Origin of the sequence: Pyrodictium occultum, assembly GCF_001462395.1 — an archaeon.
Lineage (GTDB): Archaea > Thermoproteota > Thermoprotei_A > Sulfolobales > Pyrodictiaceae > Pyrodictium > Pyrodictium occultum.
The window spans coordinates 32360-54219 of the sequence record NZ_LNTB01000001.1 but is presented as its reverse complement, the minus strand read 5'-3'; the positions used below and the strand labels follow the sequence as shown (position 1 = coordinate 54219).

The window sequence follows — 21860 nt, the reverse complement described above, 5'->3', positions numbered from 1 at the left end:
GGAGGCATGGTAGTACCCCAGCATCCAGGCGCCGGGGCTTGGGCAAGGAGGTTGCTGTAGCGGGCTGCGGGCCTGTGGGCCTCTTCCTGGCTGCAGGCGTTGCCTACGCCGGCTATACACCGGTACTCCTATGCCTCAGCTCTGAAAGCGCGGCAGCGCTGCTTCAGAGGGAGATACGCGTCCACTATAAGGGCGGCGAGGCCCGGGCACGCGCCTCAGTAGCCCACATACTGGCGGCAAGGAGGAGATTCCAGCACGTAATTGTTGCTGCCAGGCTCAACTACTTAGACCACGCCCTCGAGGCGGTCAAGAGGGTGTTAGAGCCTAGCGGCGGGGTGGTTTTCGTCCAGCCCTCGCCCTACGTGCTCGAGCTAGCCTCCTCCCGGGGCTTGAAGGTCTACGGAGCCATAGCCCTCTACACTTGCGTGAGAAAGATAGGCCCAGGTGAGATCGAGTGGCCGGGTGAGGGGGCTGTACGCGTAGCAGCGGGCCCTGGGGCAGAGCACCTGGCGGACATGATGGCCCTGCCCGGCGTCCCCATTGAGCGCGTGGGGGGCCGTGTTACCCAGCTTCTCTGGGACTACAGCATAGCGGCTGCCTCGCTCCAGCCCCTCTCGGCGCTGCTAGGCCTGCCCTACTCCAGAGTCTGGAGGCTTAAACACGCCCGTGAGCTCGCGCTACGCGTCGCTGAGGAGGCAGGCCGTGTGGCGGAGGAGACAGGTACAGAGCTGTGGAGGAGCCCCCGGGAGGCACTCGAGGAGCTCGCGGAAGTGAAGGGCTGTGTGCCCAGGATGCTTCAGGACGTGAGCGAGAGGAGGGAGACGGAGGCAGACTATATGCTCGGCTACCTGCTGGGCCAGGCGCTTAGGCGCGACCTCTATACCCCCTACATAGACTCCCTATACCTGATGGTCAAGTCTGTCGAGGAGTCTATGAGGAGCGTGTAGAGGGTATGGCGCTGAGAATAGCGAAGAGGCATGTTAAGGCCCTGGTTGAGGTCCTTGAGGAGTCTGAGAGGGTAAAGCCCTTCCAGGTGGTGAAGAGGAGGGTGTTCTCCAAGTACGGCATCCTGGGGACAAGCTATGATCGCGTGTTCACCGCCCTCCTCTACAAGATGTACAGGCTCCAGGGTATATTGGATAGGATAGCGCGGGAGAGGCTCGGTGTCGAGCCCCGCCGACTCCCGGCGGGCCTCCGCCAGGGGGCCCGGCTCGCGGTGGTGCTAGCGGCCTTCGACGAGACAGGGGATGAGGAGCTGGCCAGGGCCATAGTAGATGGGCTCAGTAGGCTCCTCCGGCAGCGCTTCGGCGACAGAGCAGGGATGATAGGGAAGCTCTACAGAAGCCTCCTAAGGGAGCCCTGGAGCCCGCGGAGCAGGGTGGAGGAACTCGAGCTGCGATACCTCCTTCCAGGCCTCCTCATAGAGAGGCTTCAACGGCTACTAGGCAGCGAGGAGCTTGAGCGCTTCGCAGAGGCGGTGAACACCCGGAGGCCGACGCTGGGCTTCCGGGTGAACAGGCTGAAGTCCAGCGTAGACCGGGTGCTGCGGAGCCTCCGGGAGGCTGGCGTAGAGGCGTGGGCAAGCAGCCGGGTACCCTACCATGTCCGGTACCGCGGCCAGCTCGACTATAGGCGCTTCGAGCCCCTCGCGAAGGGGGAGGTGGTGCCCCAGGACGAGGCCAGCGCCGCTGCCGGCTGGCTGCTCGGGGCAGAGCCCGGCGAGCTTATTGTGGACATGTGCGCGGCGCCGGGAGGGAAGGCCACGCACCTAGCAGAGCTCTCCGGCAATATGGCTAGGATAATTGCGGTGGAGGTGTTCACTGACAGGATGGATAGACTGGTCGAGCTCGCCAAGCGGACCGGGACTATAGCCTCGATAGAGCCTGTGGTGGGCGACGCTACACGTGTAACCTACCTACTCCGCGGCCATGCTGACCGCGTACTGCTGGACCCACCCTGCACGAGCACCGGTGCGCTCGCCAAGCATCCCGAGGCTCGGTGGAGGCTCACAGAGGAGGGCATACAGAGGCAGGTGGAGCGGCAGCGCGCTATGCTCCTCCAGGCTGTAGAGGCTCTCCGGCCGGGCGGCCTCCTCCTCTACACGGTGTGCAGTGTACTGCCGGATGAGGGCGAGCATAATATAATATGGTTGCTCGAACGCAGGAGGGATGTGGAGCTGGTGCCGCTAGACGGGCCCTACGACCCCTCCCCGCTCCTCCCGGGCACCATGAGAGCCTGGCCCCACCGCCATGACACCGCCGGATTCTTCTACGCCCTCCTCCGCAAACGCCCGTCCATAGGAGCCTAGCGGTAGCATACAATACTCAGCTGCCAGGCAGCTGGCAGCACCGGGGTACTGGGAGCCATGGTAGGGCAGGGCGCCTGCCTGGTGGCGGTGGGCTCCTCCAACCCTGTAAAGGTGAACGCTGTGAGACGCGCCATACGCCTCCTCTGCCTAGCGGATGTGCACGGCGTGGAGGTGGAGAGCGGTATCCCTAGCCAGCCGCTGGGCCTGCGCGAGATAGTCCTAGGGGCGGTCAACCGGGCAGTGAACGCGCTGAGGAAGCTTAACGCCGACTACGGCGTGGGCGTCGAGGCAGGAGTCATAGAGACAACAATAGAGCCGCTAGAGCTGCAGGCGGCAGCTATAGTTGACAGGGAGGAGAGAGTCACAATAGGGCTGAGCCAGGCATTCCCGGTACCGAGAGACTGGATGAGCAAGCTCAGAGAGAGGATCGAACTCGGAGACATAGCATCAAGGATCACAAGACGTGCCGACATAGGCGAGAGGCTGGGCCTTATAGGCTACCTCACCGGGGGCCATGTAACGCGCACCGATCTAACCTACAACGCGGTAGTAATGGCGCTAGTGCCCAGGCTCAACCCGAGCCTCTACACGCAGGCGCCGCGCGTAAGGGAGGTCCTCGTGAAGCTGGAGAAGGGGGGACAGAGCTTATAGCCGGGTAGGCGAGGCCGCAGCCCCTCCACGGGGGAGCTGGATGGGCGTATACCAGGGCAACGACTTCAAGAAGCCCACTGGAGGAAGGAAGTGGCCGCACCAGAAGGTGAAGAGAAAGTACTGGATGGGTAGATACCCTACCTACACGAGGCTAGCCGGCGAGGAGGTCCGCGAACTGATAAGGGTGCGCGGCGGCAACTACAAGGTTAGGCTAAAGCGCGCTGTCTACGCCAACGTGGTCGACCCGGAGACCAAGACCACCAGGAAAGTTAAGATACTACGCGTGCTCGAGACACCGGCCAACCCGAACTACGCCCGTGCAAACATAATAACGAAGGGCACTATAATAGAGACGGAGCTCGGCAAGGCTGTAGTGACCTCCCGCCCCGGCCAGGACGGTGTAGTAAACGCGGTCCTGCTGGAGAAGCGGGGGAGCTAAACCCCGGAGGGCCCCGCTCCTTTAACGCGGCAGGAGGCTCGCCAGCCTCCTAATCCGCTCGAGCACCCTCCTTCTAGCCTTCTCATCGATCCTAGCCTCCTCCACAACCTTCTCGAGGAACTCTATGACCTTCTCCGCGTGGTCTCTCCGGAAGGGGTAGGGGACACCGTCTTTGCCTCCCGCCACATACGCGTACCGGAATGGGTCTATCGGGCTATTTGCCGGGTCCCTGTGGCTTACCGGCACCCCGTACACAATCTCTGCGACGAGCGCAAGGCTCCGCAGCGTGGCAGGGCCCACACCCTCTATCATGACTAGCTCCTCTATGCTTCTTGGCGAGGCCTCGTAGACCTTGTTGAGCACCCTCTCTATGTGGCGGGGAGGCCTGCTCTGGGGCCTATAATACCTCGCGTATCTCCTCAACTCCTCCAGGCTGATGCGCGGCCGGGAGCCCTGGAAGGCGGTTAGCGGCGCCACCCCACGGACCAGTGCGTAGGCCTGCCTGATCTGATCCAGTACACGCCTGGGCCCCTCCCTGGCCAGGTCGACTATGGTATTACGCGCCTCTATACTCATCCTACTGGTTAGGTCTACAACGAAGCTCTCCCTCCTCCCCGAGGCTATGGCGTTATGTGGCTCCAGCGTCGGGACCGGGGGCAGCGGCCTCGACCAGTGGTAGCGGCGCGCCATCCGCGCCTCGGTATTCATGCCCTGCTGCACTACGGTCCACCTCCCGGTAGCAGAGACTATCACCGCGTGGTGGTAGAGCTGGTAGCCGTCCTGGAGCAGCACTGAGTCGGTTTTTGCCGAGAGCCTTGACGCCAGCTTCAGCTCCTCCAGGGCCTGGGAGGAGAGGTTGAGCCTCTCAGCAGCCTCTTCTATCTCGAGGGGCGCCTCCCTAGCCTTCTCCCCCTTGCCCCCGGCCACCGCTATGCCTAGGCTTGGGTCCTCCCTTGCAACCTGTTTCACTATGCCTATTGTTACCGTGGTCGAGCCGCTGCTATCCCAGTCCATGCCTATGGCATTGTTGAACGCTTGGAACCAGAAGGGGTCGGCGAACCACTTCACAGCCCTATCAGGGCCGTGCAACTCTACAACAGCAGCCAGGATCGCGTGGGCGAGCCTCTTCATGTACCTTGCAAGCCACGCCGGCACATGGCCGCCGTGGAGGGGCAGCTCTGCGACCCCGTACATCGGCTATACAATCCCTCCCCCGGGTGCTGTAGGTAGATTGTACAGGGAGCTCTACTCTAAAAACGCTCTAAGACGGCTTCCAGGAGCCCTCCGGGCAAGCGCTACCATAGCACGGAGGGATACCTCGTCAGCAGCCTGGCACCACGCTGTGTTACCAGAACCATCTCCTCTATCCGTACACCAAACTTGCCTGGTATGTAGACGCCAGGCTCTACGGTGACCACCATGCCCTCGCGTAGCTTTGTCTCGCTCTTGTAGGATACGCGAGGCTTCTCATGTATCTCTATCCCGACGCCGTGGCCGAGGCTGTGGATGAAGTACTTGTCCAGCCCATGGGATGCGAGTACCCGGCGTGCAGCCTCATATACCTCGTGGGAGGTTACTCCAGGCTCTATGGCGTCTATGGCAGTGTAGGTGGCCTCGTGGACCGCCTCTGCTACCCTGCGGAACTCCTCCCTGGCGCCCTCCATAGCGGTGCGTGTCATATCGCTGCAGTAGCCCTTGTAGACAGCACCGAGATCTATTAGCACCGGCTGCGGCTCGTACCCCATGACTCTGCGCGGCGAGGGCTCGGCGTGCGGGTATACGGTGTTCTCGCCGAAGGCCACTATAGGCGGGAAGGAGTGGTCGGAGGCTCCTCTCCTCCTCATCTCATACTCTATCATGGCTGCTATATCGGCCTCGCTGACCCCGGCGTCAATGCTGTACAGGGCTGTGTTGAGCGCTGCCTCAGCTATCGCCGCAGCCTCCTCCATCCTCTCTATCTCCCACGGCTCCTTGACAGCCCTCATATCAGCTATAACGTCCCCAGCCTCCTCGACATTGTATGTACTAGCCAGCCTCTTGTATAGGGCGAGCGAGTCGGTGTCTACGAGTAGCCGGCAGCCCTTAGGAAGCATCGACACTATTATATCGCCGAGCCTCCCGTAGACAAGCTTGTAGTCTCCCTGGCTATCGAGCTCTAGGCCTCCAGGGAGCCCGTAGGGGGCGAACGCGGCTAGCTCAATCCTCCCCAGAAGCCCCTCCTCCTCAAGCGCGTGCTTAGCCCTCAGGTACTCGAGCGCCGGCACGAGCAGCGTGTATGAGCCAGAATCCCTGTCATAGACCAGGTGGCCTGGGCCACGGAACCCTGTAAAGTAGAAAACATTGGCCTCGCTCGACACTACAGCGCCGCAGCCCCCCTTCTCCTCGACAAGACTGGCTAGCTTCTTGAGTAGAGAATGGCGCATACCTGAACCGCACCTCCATGCATGCCTTCTAGGAGCCCGCCGCGGGCCGCTCTATAGGGTTTGCACCAGCCCCTAGCCCCGGCGGAGGCCCAGGCGCCGGCAGAGCGCCTCAAGCAGCTCTTCTACGGAGTCAAAGTACTCTATACACCTGCCCACACGGGGATCTATAGAGCCCTCGGCGAAGCACTCGGCAAACCTGTCACTCGGCAGCCCGTAGCCTCTAAGGTAGAAGACTGGAACCCCGTAGCTGCAGGCAAGAAGCACCTCAGCCAGGGTCCCCACGCCTCCGCCCAGCACGACCAGGGCGTCGCCGCTCCTCACGAGAACGCTGCTCCTCTCCCGCGGCCCAAGCCCGGTCCTCACGACCAAGGAGCCTCTGGGATAGGGATCCTCCTCATACTCTCCCGGGATAACGAAGGCTAGCTGGAGCCCAGCCTCAACGGCGGAGTCCGCTACAACCTTCATGAGGCCGCGGTAGCCGCCAAGCAGCACCGCAGGCCTGGGCTCACAGCCTGCAAGTCCCTCGACGAGCCGTCTTGCAGCCTCTACAAGCCCAGCTGGAGGCTCGCCACTATAGGCTGCAACAACAACCTGGCGCCCCATGCCCCGGGCCCCCCGGGATGGGAGTTCCTGCAGCCTCTTAGCCGTGGGGACGGAGCCTTTGAGAACCCCCGGGGGCAGGAGGAAGTCTAGCCTATAGGGCAGATGCCTTGGGGATACTCTCGGAGCAGCTCCTCTACCCCGTGGACATAATCGTGGACAGCAGGGAAGCCTCGAAGAACCGGGACGTCGTGGAGGAGCTTAGGCGCAGGGGGCTGAGAGTAGCGGTCCAGGCCCTCGAGGCCGGCGACTACTACCTCCTCGCGAGGAATCCCCGGAAGGCGTTACTGGTAGAGAGGAAATCGGTCACCGACTTCGCCAACAGCGTGCGCGACAACAGGATATGGGAGCAGGCGAAGCTGCTGCGGCAGGCGGCGGAGAAGGAGGGCGTGCGCCCAGTAATCCTGCTCGAGGGCTGGCTAGGAGTCATAGAGAAGAGGACTAGATGGAACATAGCGGCAATACTGAGGATACTGGACGAGATAGTCCTAGACTGGGGTATACCCGTCATACCCGCCCATAGCAAGAGAGCCACAATAGTATGGCTCGCAGCCAAGGCTAAGAGCCTCGGCAAGACCGAGGAGAAGCGCATCGTGAGGCTAAGGGTCGAGAAGAAGCCCCCGACTATACAGGAGAGGATTCTCTACGTCGCGGAGGGGCTGGCCGGCCCAGTGCTAGCGCGCCGCCTCCTGGAGAGGTTCGGGACACTGCGCAGGATAGCGAACGCCAGCATAAGAGAGCTAATGACGGTGGAGGGTGTAGGCGAGAAACGCGCAAAGGAGATATACGAGATCTTCAACACCGAGTGGAAGCCCTCAAGCGAAAACAGGGCGGAGAAGAAGGAGGAGAAAAGGGCCTAAGGGCCCCGGGCTCTTAGACCTCCTTCTCCTCCCAGTGTATGATGCTAACCGGGCAGGCCTCAGTAGCAGCGTTGACACAGTCCTTGAGGTCCTCAGGGACGAGGCCATGGGCGGGATCGTTGTCTATACGCCACTTAGCCACTATCTGAGACTTGCCGTCCTCCTCGCTCATCTCGAACACATCGGGGCAGAGGCTCACGCATACCATGTCAGCTATGCACTGCTCGCGGTCTATCCAGACGTGTATCTTCTTCTCCGCCACAGCTCTTCACCGGCAGCAAGGAGTGCCGCAAGGGGAGCTTTAATAGCTTGTCTGGCCTAGTTCAGCCCGCAATCGCAGCCAAAACCCGTAGAACCCCTCCAAAAATTAACAAGTGTGATGGGGAGGAGGCCCCTTCCGGCCTCATGCCTCCGGATCATGGCCTGGATATGCACGTGCCCGGCTTCACCATGTATACAGTGTCGCCGGCCTCCCGAACCTCGAGGCCGCAGCCCGCTTCCACGCAGTACGCTACAAGTGCTGCAACCAGGGCGTCTCTCTCGTGCTTGGAGAGGCCTCCTGGCTCCTCTACGCCGAAGGCGGCGTAGAAGCGGCTGTGGGAGCCGCAGCCACTGAGCCGGAGGACAGTCGAGGGATGTGTCTCCACAACCCTAACGCCTTTACCCTCAAGGAGGCCTTGGAGTCGTATAGCCCTCTCAGCGAGCTTCCTCATAGGCTCAAGGCTCAGGGGGAGGAGTCGCCCACCCATGGAGAGGAGTCTTCGCTCCACCGGGCGGAAGCCCTGGCCGGGGGGTGGGAGGGAGAGGGGCGCATCTACAGCGGCTACGAGAACCCTCCCGGCGGGGATGAGAGCTAGAATCTCGTGATCGGAGTACGCTATTCCCACCGACTCCAGCCCGAGCCTGCCCCCGCCGCCACCACAGACTATAGCGACGCCGGTGGGCCTACGGGGCGAGGCGGCAAGGTCTATTCCTGCGTAACAGGGCATCCGCCGATGTCCTCCAGCACCTGCTCTATGAGGTGCTTCGCGTAGTAGAGCCTAGCCTTCGGCCAGAAGAAGGCTAGGAGCCGGTAGCGGAGGGGCATCTTCAGCGGCGCCCCCGCGGCTCTTGGGTGGCCTCCCCCGCCGAGCCGGAATGCTATCTCCCTCACATTCACTCGGCGGGAGCGCAGGCTTATACCGCGCCCTCTGCGCCGCACTATGGCTACCACGTCGGCAGAGAGCCTGTCGATGAGGCTGTTGCCTAGTATGCTGGCGTTCGGGGGCCCAGGCCTCTTCAGCACTAGCACGGCCCGGCAGCCATGCATATCCGCTACCACTACATTCCTCAGCGCATCGTTGAAGCCGCTGAACTCCCTCTTAAGGTACTCGTTGAGGGCCTCGTCCAGCTCAGGCCACCAGAGGCTGCCCTCCCAGAAGCCGCGGAGTATCTCCCTCTTCCACCGGTCGCCCCTCGCCCCGTGATAGCGGTCGACAACGCGGTAGAGCCTGGGGGCGAGAGGGTCGTCCCACCTCCAGAGGTCGGCGGCACAAGTGGCCCGGGCAAGCCGCTCGATGACCCCGTCGGGCTCCGCCTCAAGCTCTGCAGGCGCGTACTTAGCCACAACCCCGGCTCCACATGTAGAGGTGTCCACATGCATTCTCGCGCCCAGCGAGCTTAGCTTCTCCACCCACTCCGGCGCCCAGCGGTGGTGATCGTACCACTCCACCCTCACCCCGCTCTCCACGAGCCTGGCCACGGCCTCTACTAGATCGTTGAAGGTATCGGCGTTAGGGCCTAGATCCATAATCGCGAGCCTATCCACACCGTCTATGTTCTGTAGCACCCGGTGCAGCTTGTAAGGCTCAGTGAACGTGATGCTGGCATCTATATCCGGCTCCGCGCCCGCGAGCCTAAGGTATATGGCGGCGGACGCCACTCCGTCAAGATCGGTGTGGGTCACCACCGCGTAGCGCTGCTTCACAGAGGCCTCACCCCTAGGAGCAGTAGCGCAGCAGACCCATCCCTATAGACGTTTAACCCCCGTCATCAAGGAGGGGGCCGTTAAGCCTCGGCGACGCCGACCCTGCTCATAGCCCTCCGCTCACGCCTGCCAGGAGGAGCGGGGGCTCACGCCGGTGTCTATCCTCACCGGCTCCCCGGGCCCGGGTACGTGGGTGTCCTAATATAATATAATATGTGCGGTGCCCTTGACCTAGCCTGGGAGCCCGGCAGCGGTGCCGCAGCCTTGGCCATTACGGTGAACGTTCACAGGGTAAAGGCTTTAGCCTCGGTGCTCCGAGAGGCACCGGCTTCAGCGATAGACGTGATAGAGCTGAATGACCCCCAGTACCACGCGGTGAAGAAGCTCGTATCGATCCACGGCGAGGCGGCGGTTGCGCTAGCAGCCGCTAACGCGCTGATAAGCTACCGCCTCAGCATGCCGGGCGAGAAGTACTGGATGGAGTTTGCCGGCTGGGCCTCGAAGCGGCCCCGGCCGGGTAGTGGCAGGGAGCTGGTCACAGAGATGAAGGAGTTCCTCGCCGAGAGCCGCGGAAACCGCATGGTTGGCCTACAGAAGGCTCGTAGGCTTGAGCGCGCCCTCCCCGCGCTGGAGAAGCTGCTGAGGGAGCCCAGGAAGTACAGCAATCTCGGGCTCCTTGTCCGCGAGCTGGCAGGGGCTCTCGGTGCACGCCTAGAGGAGAAGACCATAGTCTTCGCGGCCAAGATGGCCTACTACGCCTACCGGGCTCTCGGCATCGAGGTCTCCGGGAAGGACGACATACCACTGCCTCTCGACCGGAGGATGGCAGTGCTAACCTCGGCCTCGGGGCTTCTTGACGCGCCCCCCGACCGCGTGTTCACCCGGCACCGGGCCGAGGCGGTTAAGGCATGGCAGATGGTGGCCGCTGAGTCCGGCATACCGGGTATACACTTGGATGCGGTGGTCTGGCTCCCGGCGCAGGGGATAGAGAGGAACCTGCGGATAGGCCTTGAGTATGCCCGCGAGGAGTACGCCTGCAAGCTGGTAGACTATAGCAGGGGCGTGATAGGCTGGGGGCTAGCCAGGAGGGTGGCCGGCGAGATACTATATAGGGACCCGTACTCCATGCACTCCTAGTGATCCGCTCCCTCGAGCGCCTCCTCCACAATCCTGTAGGCCTCCTCAAGCCTCTCGGCAGCCCGCCAGGCCAGCCTCCAGTAGGCAGTGCGTAGAGCCTCTCCAGCCGCCTCCACGGCCCTGGCCAGCCTGTCGCAGCCGCCCCGGAAGCTGGCCAGCAGCCCGCCTGGCGCGGGCAGCGCCTCGCCCCCCGCGGTTACGCGGGCAACGTCCATATCCCTTGCTAGTGTCAGCGCCTCCTCGCAGCCTCCCCTTTCCAACGTCTTCCTTAGGGCGTTAAGATCGGCTAGATCGCGCTGGAGAGGCTCCAGGACAAGCCCCGCGTCAAGCCAGAAGGAGCCGTCCGGCCTCTCGCCGTACACGGCTGTCCAGAGCACCTGGTTCACTACCCTATACGCCCTAGCCAGCACCCTGTGGAGCCTCCTCTCCTCGGCAGCCCTGGTCGCCCGATAGAGCTTGTAGAGCACTGCAGCCAGCACTGGCGTGCTGCTCAGCCGCTCTAGCATGCTCCTAGCGTAGTCCGTGTAGCGGAAGCTCTCCCATCCTCTCCTCAGCAGCTCGGCCGCAGCCTCAGCATAGAGCCTCACCCCCCGCTCGAGCACGCCATAGTTGAGCCTCTCTGGTGAATCGAGGCTACTATGGTAGTACTCGAGCCACTCATCATACCCCATGAGCGTGGCTGCCTCTATCCCCTGCATTGAGAAGCTAAAGCTGTCCGAATCAGTTGTATCGTAGCCCGTGGCGTCTAGCCCCAGGCCCAGGCGGCCCGCCAGCTCCAGGAGAAGCCCGGCAAGCAGCGGGGTTGCATGTATCCGCACCCCCGGCGAAGCCGCCACGTCGAGGTTGAGCGCGGCGAGAACCTCGTCCAGCAGGCCCATAGAGCGGAGCGAGTCAACGTAGAACCTCGAGCCGTAGGCCCAGTACCAGCCCGGGAGCCCCGGGTCCCCGAACTCCTCGGCAGTGAAGCTCACAACCCTCACACGCCCCCCGGCGCCGCGGAGACGCTTGGCGAGAAGCTCTGCCAGAGCCAGGACCCCAGCCACGCCTGCAAGGTTGTCGTTGGCGCCGCCAAGCCAGTGGTCGTGGTGCGCGGTAATCATTACCTCCGGACCGTCGGCGCCGCCCTCGATGACGGCCTCCACGATGTAGCCGTAGCTCCTCCACATTCTGCCGCCGTGGACGACGCGGAGCCTCCTGCAGCCGAGGAGCCTGGAGGCGTCCTCCCGTCTAACATGGACTGCAGGCGCTCCCGCAAGCCCGGCCGTGCCCAGGGACAGCGGGGCCTCGGTCACGACTATCCTACGGAGCCTCCCCGGCAGCCAGTCGTAGAAGACTATGGCCGCGGCTCCGCGCCTGGCCGCTGAGCGGTAGAGGGCGAGCGCCCTATCGGGATCCCGTGGCAGCTCGGCCACGAGAACCCTGCCTTCCAGGCTCTCCGGGAGCGGGGCGTCAGGCTCCCGGAGTACCACTGCCTCCCCCTCGGCCTCGCCCCCGAGGCTGCCGGGCCACGCAGCCGCCTCAGCCTCGAAGCCGCAGCCAGCCACCAGGGAGCCCTCATCGCTCCAGGCGGCTACCGGGACTGGTAGCAGCCTCGCGTCAGCCCCTACGCCTTGCAGGAGGTCCCTTACCTCCCCGGCCAGGAGCCGCTCCGCCCTGGTGCCGGCAGGAGCCTCGCCGAGGATGTAGAGTCTCTCCACAGTATTCCGGAGCCTAGCCGGCAGCCCTTCTCCCACAGCCACGGGGCCAGCCCTCTGCCGAGATTATGAGGGAGAAGGCGCCTCGAGAGAGGTGGCGGCGGAGGGCTTGCGGTAGAAAGCCTTGGCAGCGGCTATATTGTGAGAGCGAAGGCGGGATTCTGCCTCCTCTTTATCTTTATTATCTCCTTGAGGACTACCTTCTCGTCATCGCTCAGCTCGCTCTTGTACTTGGTAAGCCACATTATAGCATGCTTCTCAGGGACATCAGTGTAGAGTACATCGCCTTCATCTATATGCCTCCCCACCATCACGTGCCCCTTTATCGATATGGCCACCGCCATTCCGGCCCTAGCTTCCGGCACGGTCTTGCCGCGATCCTGGATCTGGTGGATTACTCCCATCCTCTTCCCATCCTCCCTCATCAAGGGGTAGCCGGGCTTTATTACCCCGCCGAGGACCTCTATGCCTACTATAGCCGGGTTGCTGCGCCTGAACACGTAGCCAGGCAATATCCTTATCTTACCCGGGCGTACCAGCTGCTCTAGCTCCTTCCTCCTCTCGGCCTCCGTCTGCTCCCGGTACCACTTCTCGAAGTCCTCCAGCAGCTGGTAGATCACGTTATGCCTAAATACGGGTATTTCATGCTTCTTGGCTTCCTCCTCCGCCTCGGGGAGCGTCTTGACGTTAAATGCCAGTATCACGGCGTAGAACTTGTTTATCTCCTTGCTGGCTACAGCCTCTATGACATCGCGCTTAGCCACGGGCCCTACGTCGGCGTATCGTATCGGTATACCCCGCCTCCGGAGTGCCTCGACCATAGCCTCTAGGCTTCCAAGAGTGTCGGCCTTGACTATAACGCCCTCGGCCTCAGTCTTGATGCGCAGCGCCTCTATCTCCTGCCTAACCCTCTCCGCCAGCTTCTTGGCCTCCTCCTCGCTGGTGGCGACGTAGAGGGGTGCACCGGCCACAGCCTTCTCCAGCTCCGGTGCTACGACACGCACTCCCGCGGCCGCGTAGACCTCCCCGACGGGCTCAAGCTCCCTCTTAGCAATACGTATCTCCTGGAGGGGCTTAGGCATCAGCAGGGCTCGTACCCTGGTTATAATGGGGCCCTCGAGCCCGCCGGTGACTATCAGGTCGCCGCGCTTCAACACACCGTCATAAATTATCACGTCGGCTGTGGTACCCAGGCCTGGTTGCTCGCGCAGCTCCAGTATAACGCCCCTAGCCGGGCCCTCGGCGAAGCGCAGCCGGTGCTGTAGATACCTCTGGGCAAGGCCTGCCAACACGGCTAGCAGCTCTGCTATCCCCTCGCCGGTCTTAGCGGATATTGGGACCACGGCCACCGTCCTGGTGAAGTCCTTGACTCTGTCGAAGCGCTCGGCCTGGAAGCCGAGCTCGTAGAGCTTAGCTATAACGTTGTCCCATAGCTTCTTCTCGAGCTCCTCCTGGACCCACTTGGCCTGCTGGCGGTAGGATATTATGAAGGGCGTGTCGGGGTGAGGCTTCCAGCCCGGTATCTTGTCTATCTTGTTAGCCGCTACTACGAATGGGACGCGGCGCTGCCGAAGAATCTCTATGGACTCGTAGGTCTGAGGCTGGAAGCCATCATTGATATCAACCACTAGTATAGCGAAGTCGGCTACGCTGCCGCCCCGGCGCCGTAGGTTGCTGAACAGCTCGTGCCCAGGGGTATCAATGAACAGCAGGCCTGGGATAATGAGCTTGAACGGTATTATCTTCTTCAGCGGCTCGGCCAGCCTCTCTATAACGCTTGCCGGCACCACGCTGGCGCCTACGTGCTGGGTTATCAGCCCCGGCTCCTTGGCGGTCACCGCTGTGCCGCGGATCTTGTCCAGGAGCGTGGTCTTACCATGGTCTACGTGGCCTAGTACAACAACTATTGGCTGTCTAAGCCGTTTACCGGGCTGTTTTCCTGCCTCGTTACCGGGCATCACCCGCCACCCAGAACGAGGAGCAGCAGACACCCCACTATAACCTGCACCTAGGCAGCCTCCTCCCGCGGCTATGGGGCCAGCGCAAATAAGGGGAGGCGACGGCGGCCCTGGCACGGCCCCTCCCGCAGAGGGAGGGGATGCTGGGCCCCTGCAGGGCCCGGGGATGAACCCCCTGGAGGTGCAGAAGGGCCATGCCGGAGTTCAAGATAGTAATATCCGACCCCCAGGCTAAGGCCGACTCCCCGATAGTAAAGGTCAAGGTCAAGGGCGACGGGAACATAGAGTGCGGCGAGGAGGAGAAGAGCCAGCGTAAGCTGCCTACCTGCAAGGCCAATCCCAAGCTCCTCGAGAAGCTGGGGGCAGTCCACAGAGTAATAACCATTAGGATAAGGAAGGAGGAGAAGAAGATAAAGCATACCTGCAAGGCGGTGGCGGACGCCGAGGTTCCCGAGGACGAGGTGCGTGTAAGCCTCGAGTGGCTGGGCGACGCTGTTGGGGCTGAGGAGGCTGAGGGCGAAGCGTTCCGCGCCAAGGCGTGGCAGGTGGCTATAGGCAGCCCGCAGGCTGATCAGCTGATAGGCCTTAAGATAGGAGATACGTTTGACGGCAGTATAGTCGGGCTTCGAGGTTACCAGCTGAGGATACGTGGAGGCAGCGACAATAGCGGCTTCCCCATGATACCCTCCATTCCAGGCCCTGTGAAGAAGAGGGTGCTGCTATCCGGCCCGCCGGGCTTCCACCCGCGCGAGAAGGGGGAGAGGCGCAGGAAGACCGTCAGAGGCAACACGATATCCCACGATATAGTACAGATAAACACTGTGATAGTCTACTCGGAGGAGCGTAGGTGAGGAGCACGCTCCCAGCCTTATTTTTAAGCCCCCTTCGCCCCTCCCAGCGTCCGTCCCCAGCGGGGCCGAGCCTTCTTTACTCCCTTAGCGGCTGCTAGGCCTCTAAGCGGGGTGTAGCAGTATTGGCGAGACTCGACATGGACGAGATCGAGGCTCAGCGGCGGCGCCAGCCGGAGGTGAATATAGGTACAGCGGGCCATGTCGACCACGGCAAGACCACGCTGGTGCAGGCCCTCACCGGAGTCTGGACAGCCAGGCATAGCGAGGAGCTCAAGAGGGGTATGACAATAAAGCTCGGCTATGCCGAGGGCGAGGTCTGGTACTGCGAGGGAGCCGAGCCCCCGGAGGCCTACCAGCCCTTCCCGGAGAAATGCCCGGAGGGTACGGTGCCCAAGCTGCTTAGGAGGGTATCCTACGTGGACGCGCCCGGCCACGAGATACTGATGGCCACAATGCTCTCCGGCGCGGCGCTTATGGACGGGGCGCTGCTAGTGATTGCCGCCAATGAGCGCTGCCCCCAGCCCCAGACCTACGAGCACTTGATGGCTCTCGACATAGTGGGTACCCACGACATCGTGATAGTGCAGAATAAGGTAGACGTGGTGACCCCGGAGAGGGCCAGGGAGAGCTACCGCGAGATAAAGGAGTTTGTTAGGGGTACATTCGCGGAGAGCGCTCCAATAATGCCGGTCAGCGCGCTCCACAAGATAAATATAGACGCCGTGCTCATGGCCATGGAGTACATCATACCAACTCCCAAGAGGGATCCATCAAAGCCTCCACTAATGTTCGTGGCAAGGAGCTTCGATGTAAACAAACCCGGAACACCGGTAGAGGAGCTGGAGGGAGGCGTGGTGGGTGGCTCCCTGATACAGGGCGTCCTCCGCGTGGGCGACGAGGTCGAGATAGTCCCAGGCGTGAGGGTCGAGGATAAGGGGCGTGTACGCTACGAGCCCCTAGTAACCGAGGTGACCAGCCTACGCTTTGGCAGCCTGGAGGTGGAGGAGGCTAAGCCCGGCGGCCTCGTCGCCGTCGGCACCAAGCTGGATCCATCCATAGCTAAGGCCGACAATCTTGTCGGCAACATAGTGGGGAAGCCTGGCCACCTGCCCCCGGTCCGTGATACCCTGAGGCTCGAGCACCATCTCCTGGAGCGCGCTGTCGGCGCACGCGAGTTCGTCAAGGTGACGCCGATACGCCCGAAGGAGATACTGATGCTGACTGTTGGGACAGCGATAACCCTAGGCATAGTCACCAAGGCGGGCAGCGGTGAGGTCGAAGTGAAGCTCCGCAAGCCTGTGGCGGCATGGGAGGGCGCCAGGGTAGCGATCTCCAGGCAGATCCTCGGCCGCTGGAGGCTGGTTGGATGGGGGTTGGTAAAAGACTAAAACGGGTCATTTACGACACCAGTATGCTAATGCTCCTCTATGAAGGCGTTCCCGTGTTCGAGGAGAGCGCCTCCCTACTCCTATCAAATCCCGAGTGCGTGGTGCCGCGCCAGGTTCTAGAGGAGCTGGAGCGCATCGCCTCCGGCCCTGGCCCCATCCACCGCCGGCGGGCCGCCCGCCTCGCCATAGAGGCTCTAAGGAGGGAGAGCTGCCGCGTTGTAGACACTAGCGCCGAGAGCGCCGACGAGGCTATCCTGGCGCTTGCCCTCTCCGACCAAGAGGCTATAGTGGCTACGGCCGACAATGAGCTCCGGAGGAGGCTCCGGGAGAAGGGGCTCCCCAACATTTACTACCGCCGGTCCCGCCACGGCCTCATGCTCGAGGGGGATTAGCCTGAGGGCCCCTATCCTTATTTTTAGGCCTATACGGACACGCTTAATACTTCCCAGCCTCCAGTCAGCCCTCGGCGCTGCTAGGGTATCGTATAGGCGATACTGAGGCTCATGTGCGGGTGACAGCTTGTACATGGTATACCGTGTTAGGGACACTGTTAGGATCCCGCCAAGCATGTTCGGCATGCCCCTTGAGGAGGCTGCCTTCCAGGTGCTGACTGAGAAGTACGTAGGCTATGTGCACCCTGATATGGGCATCATAGTGGCTATATTCGATGTAAAGGTTGGCGAGGAGGGCCGCGTAATACCGGGCGACGGCGCCACTTACCATGAATCGGAGTACAGTGTGCTGGCCTTCAAGCCGGAGGTCAAGGAGGTCGTCGAGGGCACTGTGGCCAATGTGCAGCAGTATGGCCTCTGGGTAAACCTTGGCCCTGTCGAGGGGTTTGCCCACATAACACAGCTGATGGATGACCGTGTCGTGTTCGACCCACAGAGGAAGGCGCTGATAGGAGAGCGCACGCGGCGCCTGGTAGAGATAAATGATGTGGTGAGGGCAAGGGTGGTATCCGTATCGATGCCCTCCGAGCCCACTATGAGGCCCAGGATACAGCTGACGATGAGACAGCCTTACCTGGGCAAGCTGGAGTGGTTTAAGAAGACGGAGGGCAGGGAGAGAAGCGCCGAGGCGGAGAAGGCGGCCTAGCCTACAGACCGCGTTTTATCCGTCTCGTGTGGCCCGGGAGTTCGCGTACATGGTATCGCCTGTGTCACGGCACCCTCATACGGGATAGTGTCCACGGAGGTATTGGGGCGCTATGTCCGCGCGTAGGAGCAGAACTCCCCCTTTCAAGGCCTGTCGTAGGTGTAAGAGCCTAGCGCCTCGCGAGGCCACCCGCTGCCCTGTATGCGGCTCCACAGACCTCTCCGAGGACTGGGAGGGCGCGATAATAGTTATAGACCCGGAGAACTCGCTCATAGCGAAGAAGCTGGGCATTACGAGGCCGGGCAGGTATGCCATCAAGGTTAGGTAGGCCTGCGGGAGGGGGACGCCGCCGAGGAGCATCCGCGACGCCCCTGGGCGACGGGTGATGTTCTCCCGGCCCCTCTGCCTCCGGGAGGAGCTCCGGCCCCTGCTGGCCTCGAGAGTTCCACGCGGCGAGCTGGTTCCAGGCCTGGGGCACGTTGCCGCCGGGCTCCGCTACACGAGGCTAGTGACCGTAGGGGACATGGTGTCGAGGACCGCCTTCCGGCTAGGTCTCCGTCCCTTCGTGGCGGTGTATGACTGTAGAGAGATGCGCAGCAGCGTCGGCTGCCCCGAGCCTCCCCCGGGCTATGTCCGCATCAGGGCTCGTAATCCTCGCTCCACAATCCAGCCGGAGGCGGCTGGGGCAGTCCGGGAGGCCCTCCGCCGCGGCAATGCAGTGGTGGAGGTTGATGGGGAGGAGGACCTACTAGCACTGCCAGCAATACTCTACAGCGACGTCGGGGTTGTGGTGGCTTATGGGCAGCCGGGGGAAGGCGTGGTGCTGGTGCAGGTCGACCAGGCCGTGAAGAGGCTTGCCGCCGCTATACTTCGCAGGCTCGCCCCGTGCAGCCCGGCTGGGAAAGGCTAAAGAGCAAGCCTGACAGGCCCTGGGGCTCCCACGGGCTAGGTAGTAGGGGTGTCGGTAGTGGCGCAGGAGGCTGCCCCCATGGATATAATGGAGCTACTGAGGCCTAAGGACGCTAAGAGGCTTGAGGTGGATCTGGGCGAGGGCTACGAGGTATACGTGGTGAGGGACTGGTACAACCCGCTTATCAAGCGCCGCGAGCTGGACCTTGTGATACTCCACGTGGGCAAGCCTACTCCCAGCCGGATGAAGCTCCGCCATGCCTTCTCCAAGGCGCTCAACGTGGATGTGAAGAGGCTCTACGTGAGGAAGGTTGAGAGCGAGTACGGTGTCGGGAGGAGCAGGGTGGAGATACACGTCTACGACTCCCCCGAGCGCGCCCTCCAGTTCGAGCCCAAGTATATTATCGAGCGTAACAAGCTGCCGGAGGAAGAGGAGGAGTAATTAGCCCTGCATAGCTCCTCCGAGGCTCAGTGGGTGAGGAGGCATGGCGAATAAGGAGCTGAAGCTGTACGTGCACAGGCTCTACGAGTACGACTACAAGACTGGGACCATTAGGCGCAAGAACAAGATATGCCCGCGCTGCGGCAGCTTCATGGCCTTCCACAAGAAGCCCGTGCCGAGGTGGCACTGTGGCAAATGCGGCCACACCGAGTTCGTCAGGGAGAGTAAGTGACCCCCGTCTCCTCTACCGTGGCCTTGACTGGGACCGTGAGGTATACGTGCTCGGGATAGAGTCTACCGCCCACACGTTCGGGGCAGGCGTGGCCTCCACGAGGCCGCCCTACATACTTTCTAACGTGCGTGACACTTACCGCCCCGAGAAGGGCGGCATCCACCCCAGGGAGGCTGCTAGTCACCACGCCCGTGTGGCCCCCAGGGTACTCCGGGAGGCGCTTCGGGAGGCAGGGCTCAGCATACGCGACGTGGACGGCATAGCTGTCGCCCTGGGCCCCGGCCTGGGCCCCGCCCTCAGGGTTGGCGCCACTATAGCCAGGGGGCTCGCCGTCTACTACTCTAAGCCTCTCATACCGGTGAACCATGCGCTGGCTCATATCGAGGTAGGCAGGCTGGTCACAGGGCTCCTCGACCCCCTGGTGCTCTACGTGTCCGGCGGCAACACGATGGTGGCGGCCTTTGCTAAGAAGAGGTACCGGGTGTTCGGGGAGACGCTAGATATAGCCCTGGGGAACCTGCTAGACACGTTCGCCAGGGATGCCGGGCTCGCGCCACCCTACGTGGTGGAGGGGCTCCACGTGGTCGACCGCTGCGCCGAGGACGCCAAGGAGCCCGCTGACCTCCCCTACGTGGTTAAGGGCATGGATGTCTCGTTCTCGGGGCTCCTCACCGCCGCGCTCCGCATGTGGGAGAGGAGCGGCCCCAGCGAGCATCCCTCTATCTGCCTCGGGCTCCGCGAGGTGGCCTACGGCGCGGCGGTGGAGGTTGCGGAGAGGGGGCTCGTCCACATGAGGAAGGACTCGGTGCTTCTCACGGGCGGCGTTGCCGCGAGCCCGGTGCTCCGTAGGAAGATAGAGGAGATGGCCAGGTACCATGGAGCTGCTGCAGGGTATCCTCCCCCAAGCCTAGCTGGCGACAACGGCGCGATGATAGCCTGGGTCGGGCTTCTCAACCTGCTAGCCGGGATCACGATAAGCCCCGAGGAGGCCGTGGTGAGGCAGCGTTGGAGGCTAGACCTGGTGGAGGCCCCCTGGCGCTAGGAGGCTTCGAGGAGCTCGGAGAGCCCTTCCACCGAGGCGCCGAGGCCTACCTCTACCTAATCGACTGGCTCGGCCGCAGAGCGGTGCTGAAGCTTCGGGTTGCGAAGAGCTATCGCCACCCTCTCCTGGACCAGAGGCTCCGCTGGCGCCGCACCGTGAACGAGGCCAAGGCTGTGCAAGCAGCGCTTGAGGCCGGTGTAAACGCTCCAGCGATATACTATGTCGACCCTGCAGCGGCGGCGATAGTGATGGAGTACATCGATGGCGTGAGCCTCCGCGACCTCGTCGAGGAGAAGCCGGGGGAGGCGGCCCGCTACGCCCGCATGCTCGGGGAGGCAGCGGCAAGGCTGCACGCAGCCGGAATAAGCCATGGCGACCTCACTACCAGCAACGTGCTAGTCAGCGGCGATAGAGTCTACCTCATAGACTTCGGCCTGGCATCCCTCCGGAGCGAGGAGCGGGACCAGGCGGTGGACGTCCACCTCTACCTCCGTAGCCTCGAGTCAACCCACCCCGAGCACGTGGACGAGATGCTCCAGGCCTTCCTCGAGGGCTACCGGCGGGTTCGCGGGGGCGAGGCAGCGGATAGAATAATGAGCCTTGTCAGAGAGATTAGGCTGATGGGCAGGTACCGGGAGGAGAGGAGGACGGCATGGCGCCAGGAAGAGTGATATACGCGGCAACATCAAACATGCATAAGATCCGCGAGCTGGAGAGGGTCCTCTCAGAGTGCGGCTACCGGGTAGAGCCCATAGCGGCGCCCAAGGTGGAGCTGCAGGGCGACCTTAGGAGCGTGGCCCTCTACGCGGCCTCCCTGGCCTACAGCATCGTAGGGAGACCGCTCATAGTAGAGGACGCGGGCCTCTTCATAGAGGCTCTCAACGGGTTCCCGGGCCCCTACTCCGCCTACGTCTACAAGACGATAGGCATCGAGGGCGTGGTGAAGCTCATGGAGGGCGTGGCCGACCGGAGGGCCTACTTCTACTCGGTCATAGCCCTGGCCTATGACCGGGGAGTGGCTCTCTTCGAGGGTAGATGCGACGGCAGGATAGCCGAGGAGCCCCGGGGCACCAGAGGCTTCGGCTTCGACCCGATATTTATCCCGGAGGGCGAGTCCAGGACCTTCGCGGAGATGAGCATTGAGGAGAAGAACATGTATTCACACAGGGCCCGCGCCGCCCGCAGGCTCTGCAGCTGGCTAGAGAGCGGCGAGGAGCTGGGAGGCGGGCGCTGATAGCGTTTATTAGCCTAGGCCCCGGGAGGCCCGGCCCATGGCGAGCCCCCGGGACACCCGGGGGTAGGGGCTCGCCCTCGCTCGATGCGGGCTCCTACTCGCCGGGTAGCAGGGGTGATGCCCTGTGCCAGGTAAGAGGAGGAAGAAGGGTAGGTCGCACTCGACCAGGCCGGCTAGCCCGACCGTGCCGAAGTGGGTCCAGTACGACCCCGAGGAGATAGAGGAGATCATAGTCGACCTTGCCAGGAAGGGCTACGGCCCGAGCATGATAGGCATAGTGCTTCGCGACCAGTTCGGCATACCCCTGGTGAAGCCGATACTAGGTAAGAGCATAACCGAGGTCCTCGAGAAGCATGGTATAAAGATGGTTGTCCCCGAGGACCTCTTCAGGCTAATAGAGAAGGCTGTGAACCTCCGCCGCCACCTGGAGGAGCACCCGAAGGATACCCACGCCAAGAAGGGCCTGCTGGACCTGGAGGCTAAGATACGCAGGCTAGCCGAGTACTACAAGAGGGTTGGCAAGCTGCCGAAGGACTGGCGCTACGACCCGAAGCAGGCGAAGCTGCTGGTGGCTGGCGGCCTCTACCAGGAGTAAGCAGGTGGCTAGACCCCCACTCTTTTCCAGAAA

Annotated in this window: 26 protein-coding genes; 18 read left to right on the top strand and 8 right to left on the bottom strand. The window is 62.5% G+C overall.

Annotation, left to right across the window (positions count from 1 at the left end):
• Positions 1-38: 38 nt before the first annotated feature.
• The 4 genes from CF15_RS00275 to CF15_RS00260 are packed head-to-tail and all read left to right on the top strand — an operon-like array spanning position 39 to position 3398.
• Positions 39-947 carry a ketopantoate reductase family protein gene (locus CF15_RS00275; protein WP_058370017.1) on the top strand — a complete coding sequence of 303 codons (909 nt, stop codon included), beginning with the start codon at positions 39-41 and terminating at the stop codon, positions 945-947.
• A gap of 5 nt (positions 948-952) precedes the next feature.
• Positions 953-2308 carry an RsmB/NOP family class I SAM-dependent RNA methyltransferase gene (locus CF15_RS00270; RefSeq protein WP_058370016.1) on the top strand — a complete coding sequence of 452 codons (1356 nt, stop codon included), beginning with the start codon at positions 953-955 and terminating at the stop codon, positions 2306-2308.
• A gap of 57 nt (positions 2309-2365) precedes the next feature.
• Entirely contained in the window at positions 2366-2959 is a 594-nt protein-coding gene (gene yjjX / locus CF15_RS00265; RefSeq protein WP_058370015.1) for an inosine/xanthosine triphosphatase, read from the top strand.
• A gap of 40 nt (positions 2960-2999) precedes the next feature.
• The gene (locus CF15_RS00260) at positions 3000-3398 is read left to right on the top strand and encodes a 30S ribosomal protein S8e (protein ID WP_058370014.1); all 399 of its coding nucleotides are present in this window, start codon (positions 3000-3002) and stop codon (positions 3396-3398) included.
• Between the two features lie 21 nt (positions 3399-3419).
• Here CF15_RS00260 and CF15_RS00255 read toward each other — a convergent pair whose 3' ends face one another.
• The 3 genes from CF15_RS00255 to CF15_RS00245 form a co-directional block, all read right to left on the bottom strand.
• Positions 3420-4592 carry a DUF763 domain-containing protein gene (locus CF15_RS00255; RefSeq protein WP_058370013.1) on the bottom strand — a complete coding sequence of 391 codons (1173 nt, stop codon included), beginning with the start codon at positions 4590-4592 and terminating at the stop codon, positions 3420-3422.
• Between the two features lie 101 nt (positions 4593-4693).
• Positions 4694-5821, bottom strand: coding sequence for a M24 family metallopeptidase (locus tag CF15_RS00250; RefSeq protein WP_058370012.1), 1128 nt, complete (start codon positions 5819-5821; stop codon positions 4694-4696).
• A gap of 72 nt (positions 5822-5893) precedes the next feature.
• On the bottom strand, positions 5894-6424 hold the full coding sequence (locus CF15_RS00245) for an SLOG cluster 4 domain-containing protein (protein WP_058370011.1): 531 nt from the start codon (positions 6422-6424) through the stop codon (positions 5894-5896).
• 107 nt (positions 6425-6531) lie between these two features.
• Here CF15_RS00245 and CF15_RS00240 point away from each other — a divergent pair, with 107 nt between their 5' ends.
• The gene (locus CF15_RS00240) at positions 6532-7281 is read left to right on the top strand and encodes an ERCC4 domain-containing protein (protein WP_058370010.1); all 750 of its coding nucleotides are present in this window, start codon (positions 6532-6534) and stop codon (positions 7279-7281) included.
• A gap of 13 nt (positions 7282-7294) precedes the next feature.
• On the opposite strand, the gene CF15_RS00235 is transcribed toward CF15_RS00240, so the two are convergent.
• The 3 genes from CF15_RS00235 to CF15_RS00225 all read right to left on the bottom strand — a co-directional run bounded on the left by CF15_RS00235 (position 7295) and on the right by CF15_RS00225 (position 9247).
• Positions 7295-7543 carry a ferredoxin gene (locus tag CF15_RS00235; RefSeq protein ID WP_083494380.1) on the bottom strand — a complete coding sequence of 83 codons (249 nt, stop codon included), beginning with the start codon at positions 7541-7543 and terminating at the stop codon, positions 7295-7297.
• 154 nt (positions 7544-7697) lie between these two features.
• Positions 7698-8270: a DUF429 domain-containing protein gene (locus CF15_RS00230; RefSeq protein WP_058370009.1), complete on the bottom strand. Its 573-nt coding sequence runs from the start codon at positions 8268-8270 to the stop codon at positions 7698-7700.
• Positions 8249-9247, bottom strand: coding sequence for a DHH family phosphoesterase (locus tag CF15_RS00225; protein ID WP_058370008.1), 999 nt, complete (start codon positions 9245-9247; stop codon positions 8249-8251). The genes CF15_RS00230 and CF15_RS00225 overlap by 22 nt, the downstream gene beginning before the upstream one ends.
• Positions 9248-9460: 213 nt before the next feature.
• Here CF15_RS00225 and CF15_RS00220 point away from each other — a divergent pair, with 213 nt between their 5' ends.
• Positions 9461-10384 (top strand): N-glycosylase/DNA lyase, encoded by a 924-nt coding sequence (locus CF15_RS00220; protein ID WP_058370007.1) that lies wholly within the window; start codon positions 9461-9463, stop codon positions 10382-10384.
• Here the strand turns inward: CF15_RS00220 and CF15_RS00215 are convergent.
• The gene (locus tag CF15_RS00215; RefSeq protein ID WP_058370006.1) at positions 10381-12123 is read right to left on the bottom strand and encodes a M28 family peptidase; all 1743 of its coding nucleotides are present in this window, start codon (positions 12121-12123) and stop codon (positions 10381-10383) included. The genes CF15_RS00220 and CF15_RS00215 overlap by 4 nt on opposite strands.
• An 89-nt stretch (positions 12124-12212) precedes the next feature.
• A complete protein-coding gene (gene infB, locus CF15_RS00210) occupies positions 12213-14036 on the bottom strand; it encodes a translation initiation factor IF-2 (RefSeq protein ID WP_058370005.1) in 1824 nt (607 codons plus the stop codon).
• 194 nt (positions 14037-14230) lie between these two features.
• On the opposite strand from infB, the gene CF15_RS00205 reads away from it, so the two are divergent.
• The 12 genes from CF15_RS00205 (at position 14231) to CF15_RS00150 (ending at position 21827) form a co-directional block, all read left to right on the top strand.
• A complete protein-coding gene (locus CF15_RS00205) occupies positions 14231-14887 on the top strand; it encodes a 30S ribosomal protein S6e (RefSeq protein ID WP_058370004.1) in 657 nt (218 codons plus the stop codon).
• A 137-nt stretch (positions 14888-15024) separates the two neighbouring features.
• Entirely contained in the window at positions 15025-16275 is a 1251-nt protein-coding gene (locus CF15_RS00200) for a translation initiation factor IF-2 subunit gamma (RefSeq protein ID WP_058371299.1), read from the top strand.
• Positions 16194-16667, top strand: a complete 474-nt coding sequence (locus tag CF15_RS00195) for a PIN domain-containing protein (protein ID WP_083494379.1) — start codon at positions 16194-16196, stop codon at positions 16665-16667. The genes CF15_RS00200 and CF15_RS00195 overlap by 82 nt, the downstream gene beginning before the upstream one ends.
• A 133-nt stretch (positions 16668-16800) precedes the next feature.
• Positions 16801-17373: a DNA-directed RNA polymerase gene (locus tag CF15_RS00190; protein ID WP_236698049.1), complete on the top strand. Its 573-nt coding sequence runs from the start codon at positions 16801-16803 to the stop codon at positions 17371-17373.
• Between the two features lie 112 nt (positions 17374-17485).
• Positions 17486-17701: a transcription elongation factor subunit Spt4 gene (spt4, locus tag CF15_RS00185; RefSeq protein ID WP_058370001.1), complete on the top strand. Its 216-nt coding sequence runs from the start codon at positions 17486-17488 to the stop codon at positions 17699-17701.
• Positions 17702-17758: 57 nt separating this feature from the next.
• Positions 17759-18283 (top strand): GTP-dependent dephospho-CoA kinase family protein, encoded by a 525-nt coding sequence (locus tag CF15_RS00180; protein ID WP_058370000.1) that lies wholly within the window; start codon positions 17759-17761, stop codon positions 18281-18283.
• 57 nt (positions 18284-18340) lie between these two features.
• Positions 18341-18724 (top strand): 30S ribosomal protein S24e, encoded by a 384-nt coding sequence (locus CF15_RS00175; RefSeq protein WP_338052264.1) that lies wholly within the window; start codon positions 18341-18343, stop codon positions 18722-18724.
• Positions 18725-18767: 43 nt separating this feature from the next.
• Complete coding sequence (locus CF15_RS00170) at positions 18768-18956, top strand: 30S ribosomal protein S27ae (protein ID WP_058369999.1); 189 nt, start codon at positions 18768-18770, stop codon at positions 18954-18956.
• Positions 18913-19998 (top strand): KEOPS complex N(6)-L-threonylcarbamoyladenine synthase Kae1, encoded by a 1086-nt coding sequence (gene kae1, locus CF15_RS00165; RefSeq protein WP_083494378.1) that lies wholly within the window; start codon positions 18913-18915, stop codon positions 19996-19998. The genes CF15_RS00170 and kae1 overlap by 44 nt, the downstream gene beginning before the upstream one ends.
• On the top strand, positions 19962-20669 hold the full coding sequence (locus CF15_RS00160) for a Kae1-associated kinase Bud32 (protein WP_058369997.1): 708 nt from the start codon (positions 19962-19964) through the stop codon (positions 20667-20669). Before kae1 ends, CF15_RS00160 begins: the two co-directional genes overlap by 37 nt.
• Positions 20651-21232, top strand: a complete 582-nt coding sequence (locus CF15_RS00155; protein WP_058369996.1) for an XTP/dITP diphosphatase — start codon at positions 20651-20653, stop codon at positions 21230-21232. The genes CF15_RS00160 and CF15_RS00155 overlap by 19 nt, the downstream gene beginning before the upstream one ends.
• A gap of 124 nt (positions 21233-21356) precedes the next feature.
• Positions 21357-21827 (top strand): 30S ribosomal protein S15, encoded by a 471-nt coding sequence (locus CF15_RS00150; RefSeq protein ID WP_058369995.1) that lies wholly within the window; start codon positions 21357-21359, stop codon positions 21825-21827.
• The last annotated feature ends 33 nt before the right edge of the window (positions 21828-21860 follow it).

What these genes read in the sequence shown, in the direction of transcription:
- CF15_RS00270 (WP_058370016.1), top strand. Translation starts at nt 953, where the DNA reads ATGGCGCTGAGAATAGCGAAGAGGCATGTTAAGGCCCTGGTTGAGGTC.
- yjjX (WP_058370015.1), top strand. Translation starts at nt 2,366, where the DNA reads ATGGTAGGGCAGGGCGCCTGCCTGGTGGCGGTGGGCTCCTCCAACCCT.
- CF15_RS00260 (WP_058370014.1), top strand. Translation starts at nt 3,000, where the DNA reads ATGGGCGTATACCAGGGCAACGACTTCAAGAAGCCCACTGGAGGAAGG.
- CF15_RS00255 (WP_058370013.1), bottom strand. Translation starts at nt 4,592, where the DNA reads ATGTACGGGGTCGCAGAGCTGCCCCTCCACGGCGGCCATGTGCCGGCG.
- CF15_RS00250 (WP_058370012.1), bottom strand. Translation starts at nt 5,821, where the DNA reads ATGCGCCATTCTCTACTCAAGAAGCTAGCCAGTCTTGTCGAGGAGAAG.
- CF15_RS00245 (WP_058370011.1), bottom strand. Translation starts at nt 6,424, where the DNA reads ATGGGGCGCCAGGTTGTTGTTGCAGCCTATAGTGGCGAGCCTCCAGCT.
- CF15_RS00230 (WP_058370009.1), bottom strand. Translation starts at nt 8,270, where the DNA reads ATGCCCTGTTACGCAGGAATAGACCTTGCCGCCTCGCCCCGTAGGCCC.
- CF15_RS00220 (WP_058370007.1), top strand. Translation starts at nt 9,461, where the DNA reads ATGTGCGGTGCCCTTGACCTAGCCTGGGAGCCCGGCAGCGGTGCCGCA.
- infB (WP_058370005.1), bottom strand. Translation starts at nt 14,036, where the DNA reads ATGCCCGGTAACGAGGCAGGAAAACAGCCCGGTAAACGGCTTAGACAG.
- CF15_RS00205 (WP_058370004.1), top strand. Translation starts at nt 14,231, where the DNA reads ATGCCGGAGTTCAAGATAGTAATATCCGACCCCCAGGCTAAGGCCGAC.
- CF15_RS00200 (WP_058371299.1), top strand. Translation starts at nt 15,025, where the DNA reads ATGGACGAGATCGAGGCTCAGCGGCGGCGCCAGCCGGAGGTGAATATA.
- CF15_RS00195 (WP_083494379.1), top strand. Translation starts at nt 16,194, where the DNA reads ATGGGAGGGCGCCAGGGTAGCGATCTCCAGGCAGATCCTCGGCCGCTG.
- CF15_RS00190 (WP_236698049.1), top strand. Translation starts at nt 16,801, where the DNA reads ATGGTATACCGTGTTAGGGACACTGTTAGGATCCCGCCAAGCATGTTC.
- spt4 (WP_058370001.1), top strand. Translation starts at nt 17,486, where the DNA reads ATGTCCGCGCGTAGGAGCAGAACTCCCCCTTTCAAGGCCTGTCGTAGG.
- CF15_RS00180 (WP_058370000.1), top strand. Translation starts at nt 17,759, where the DNA reads ATGTTCTCCCGGCCCCTCTGCCTCCGGGAGGAGCTCCGGCCCCTGCTG.
- CF15_RS00170 (WP_058369999.1), top strand. Translation starts at nt 18,768, where the DNA reads ATGGCGAATAAGGAGCTGAAGCTGTACGTGCACAGGCTCTACGAGTAC.
- CF15_RS00155 (WP_058369996.1), top strand. Translation starts at nt 20,651, where the DNA reads ATGGCGCCAGGAAGAGTGATATACGCGGCAACATCAAACATGCATAAG.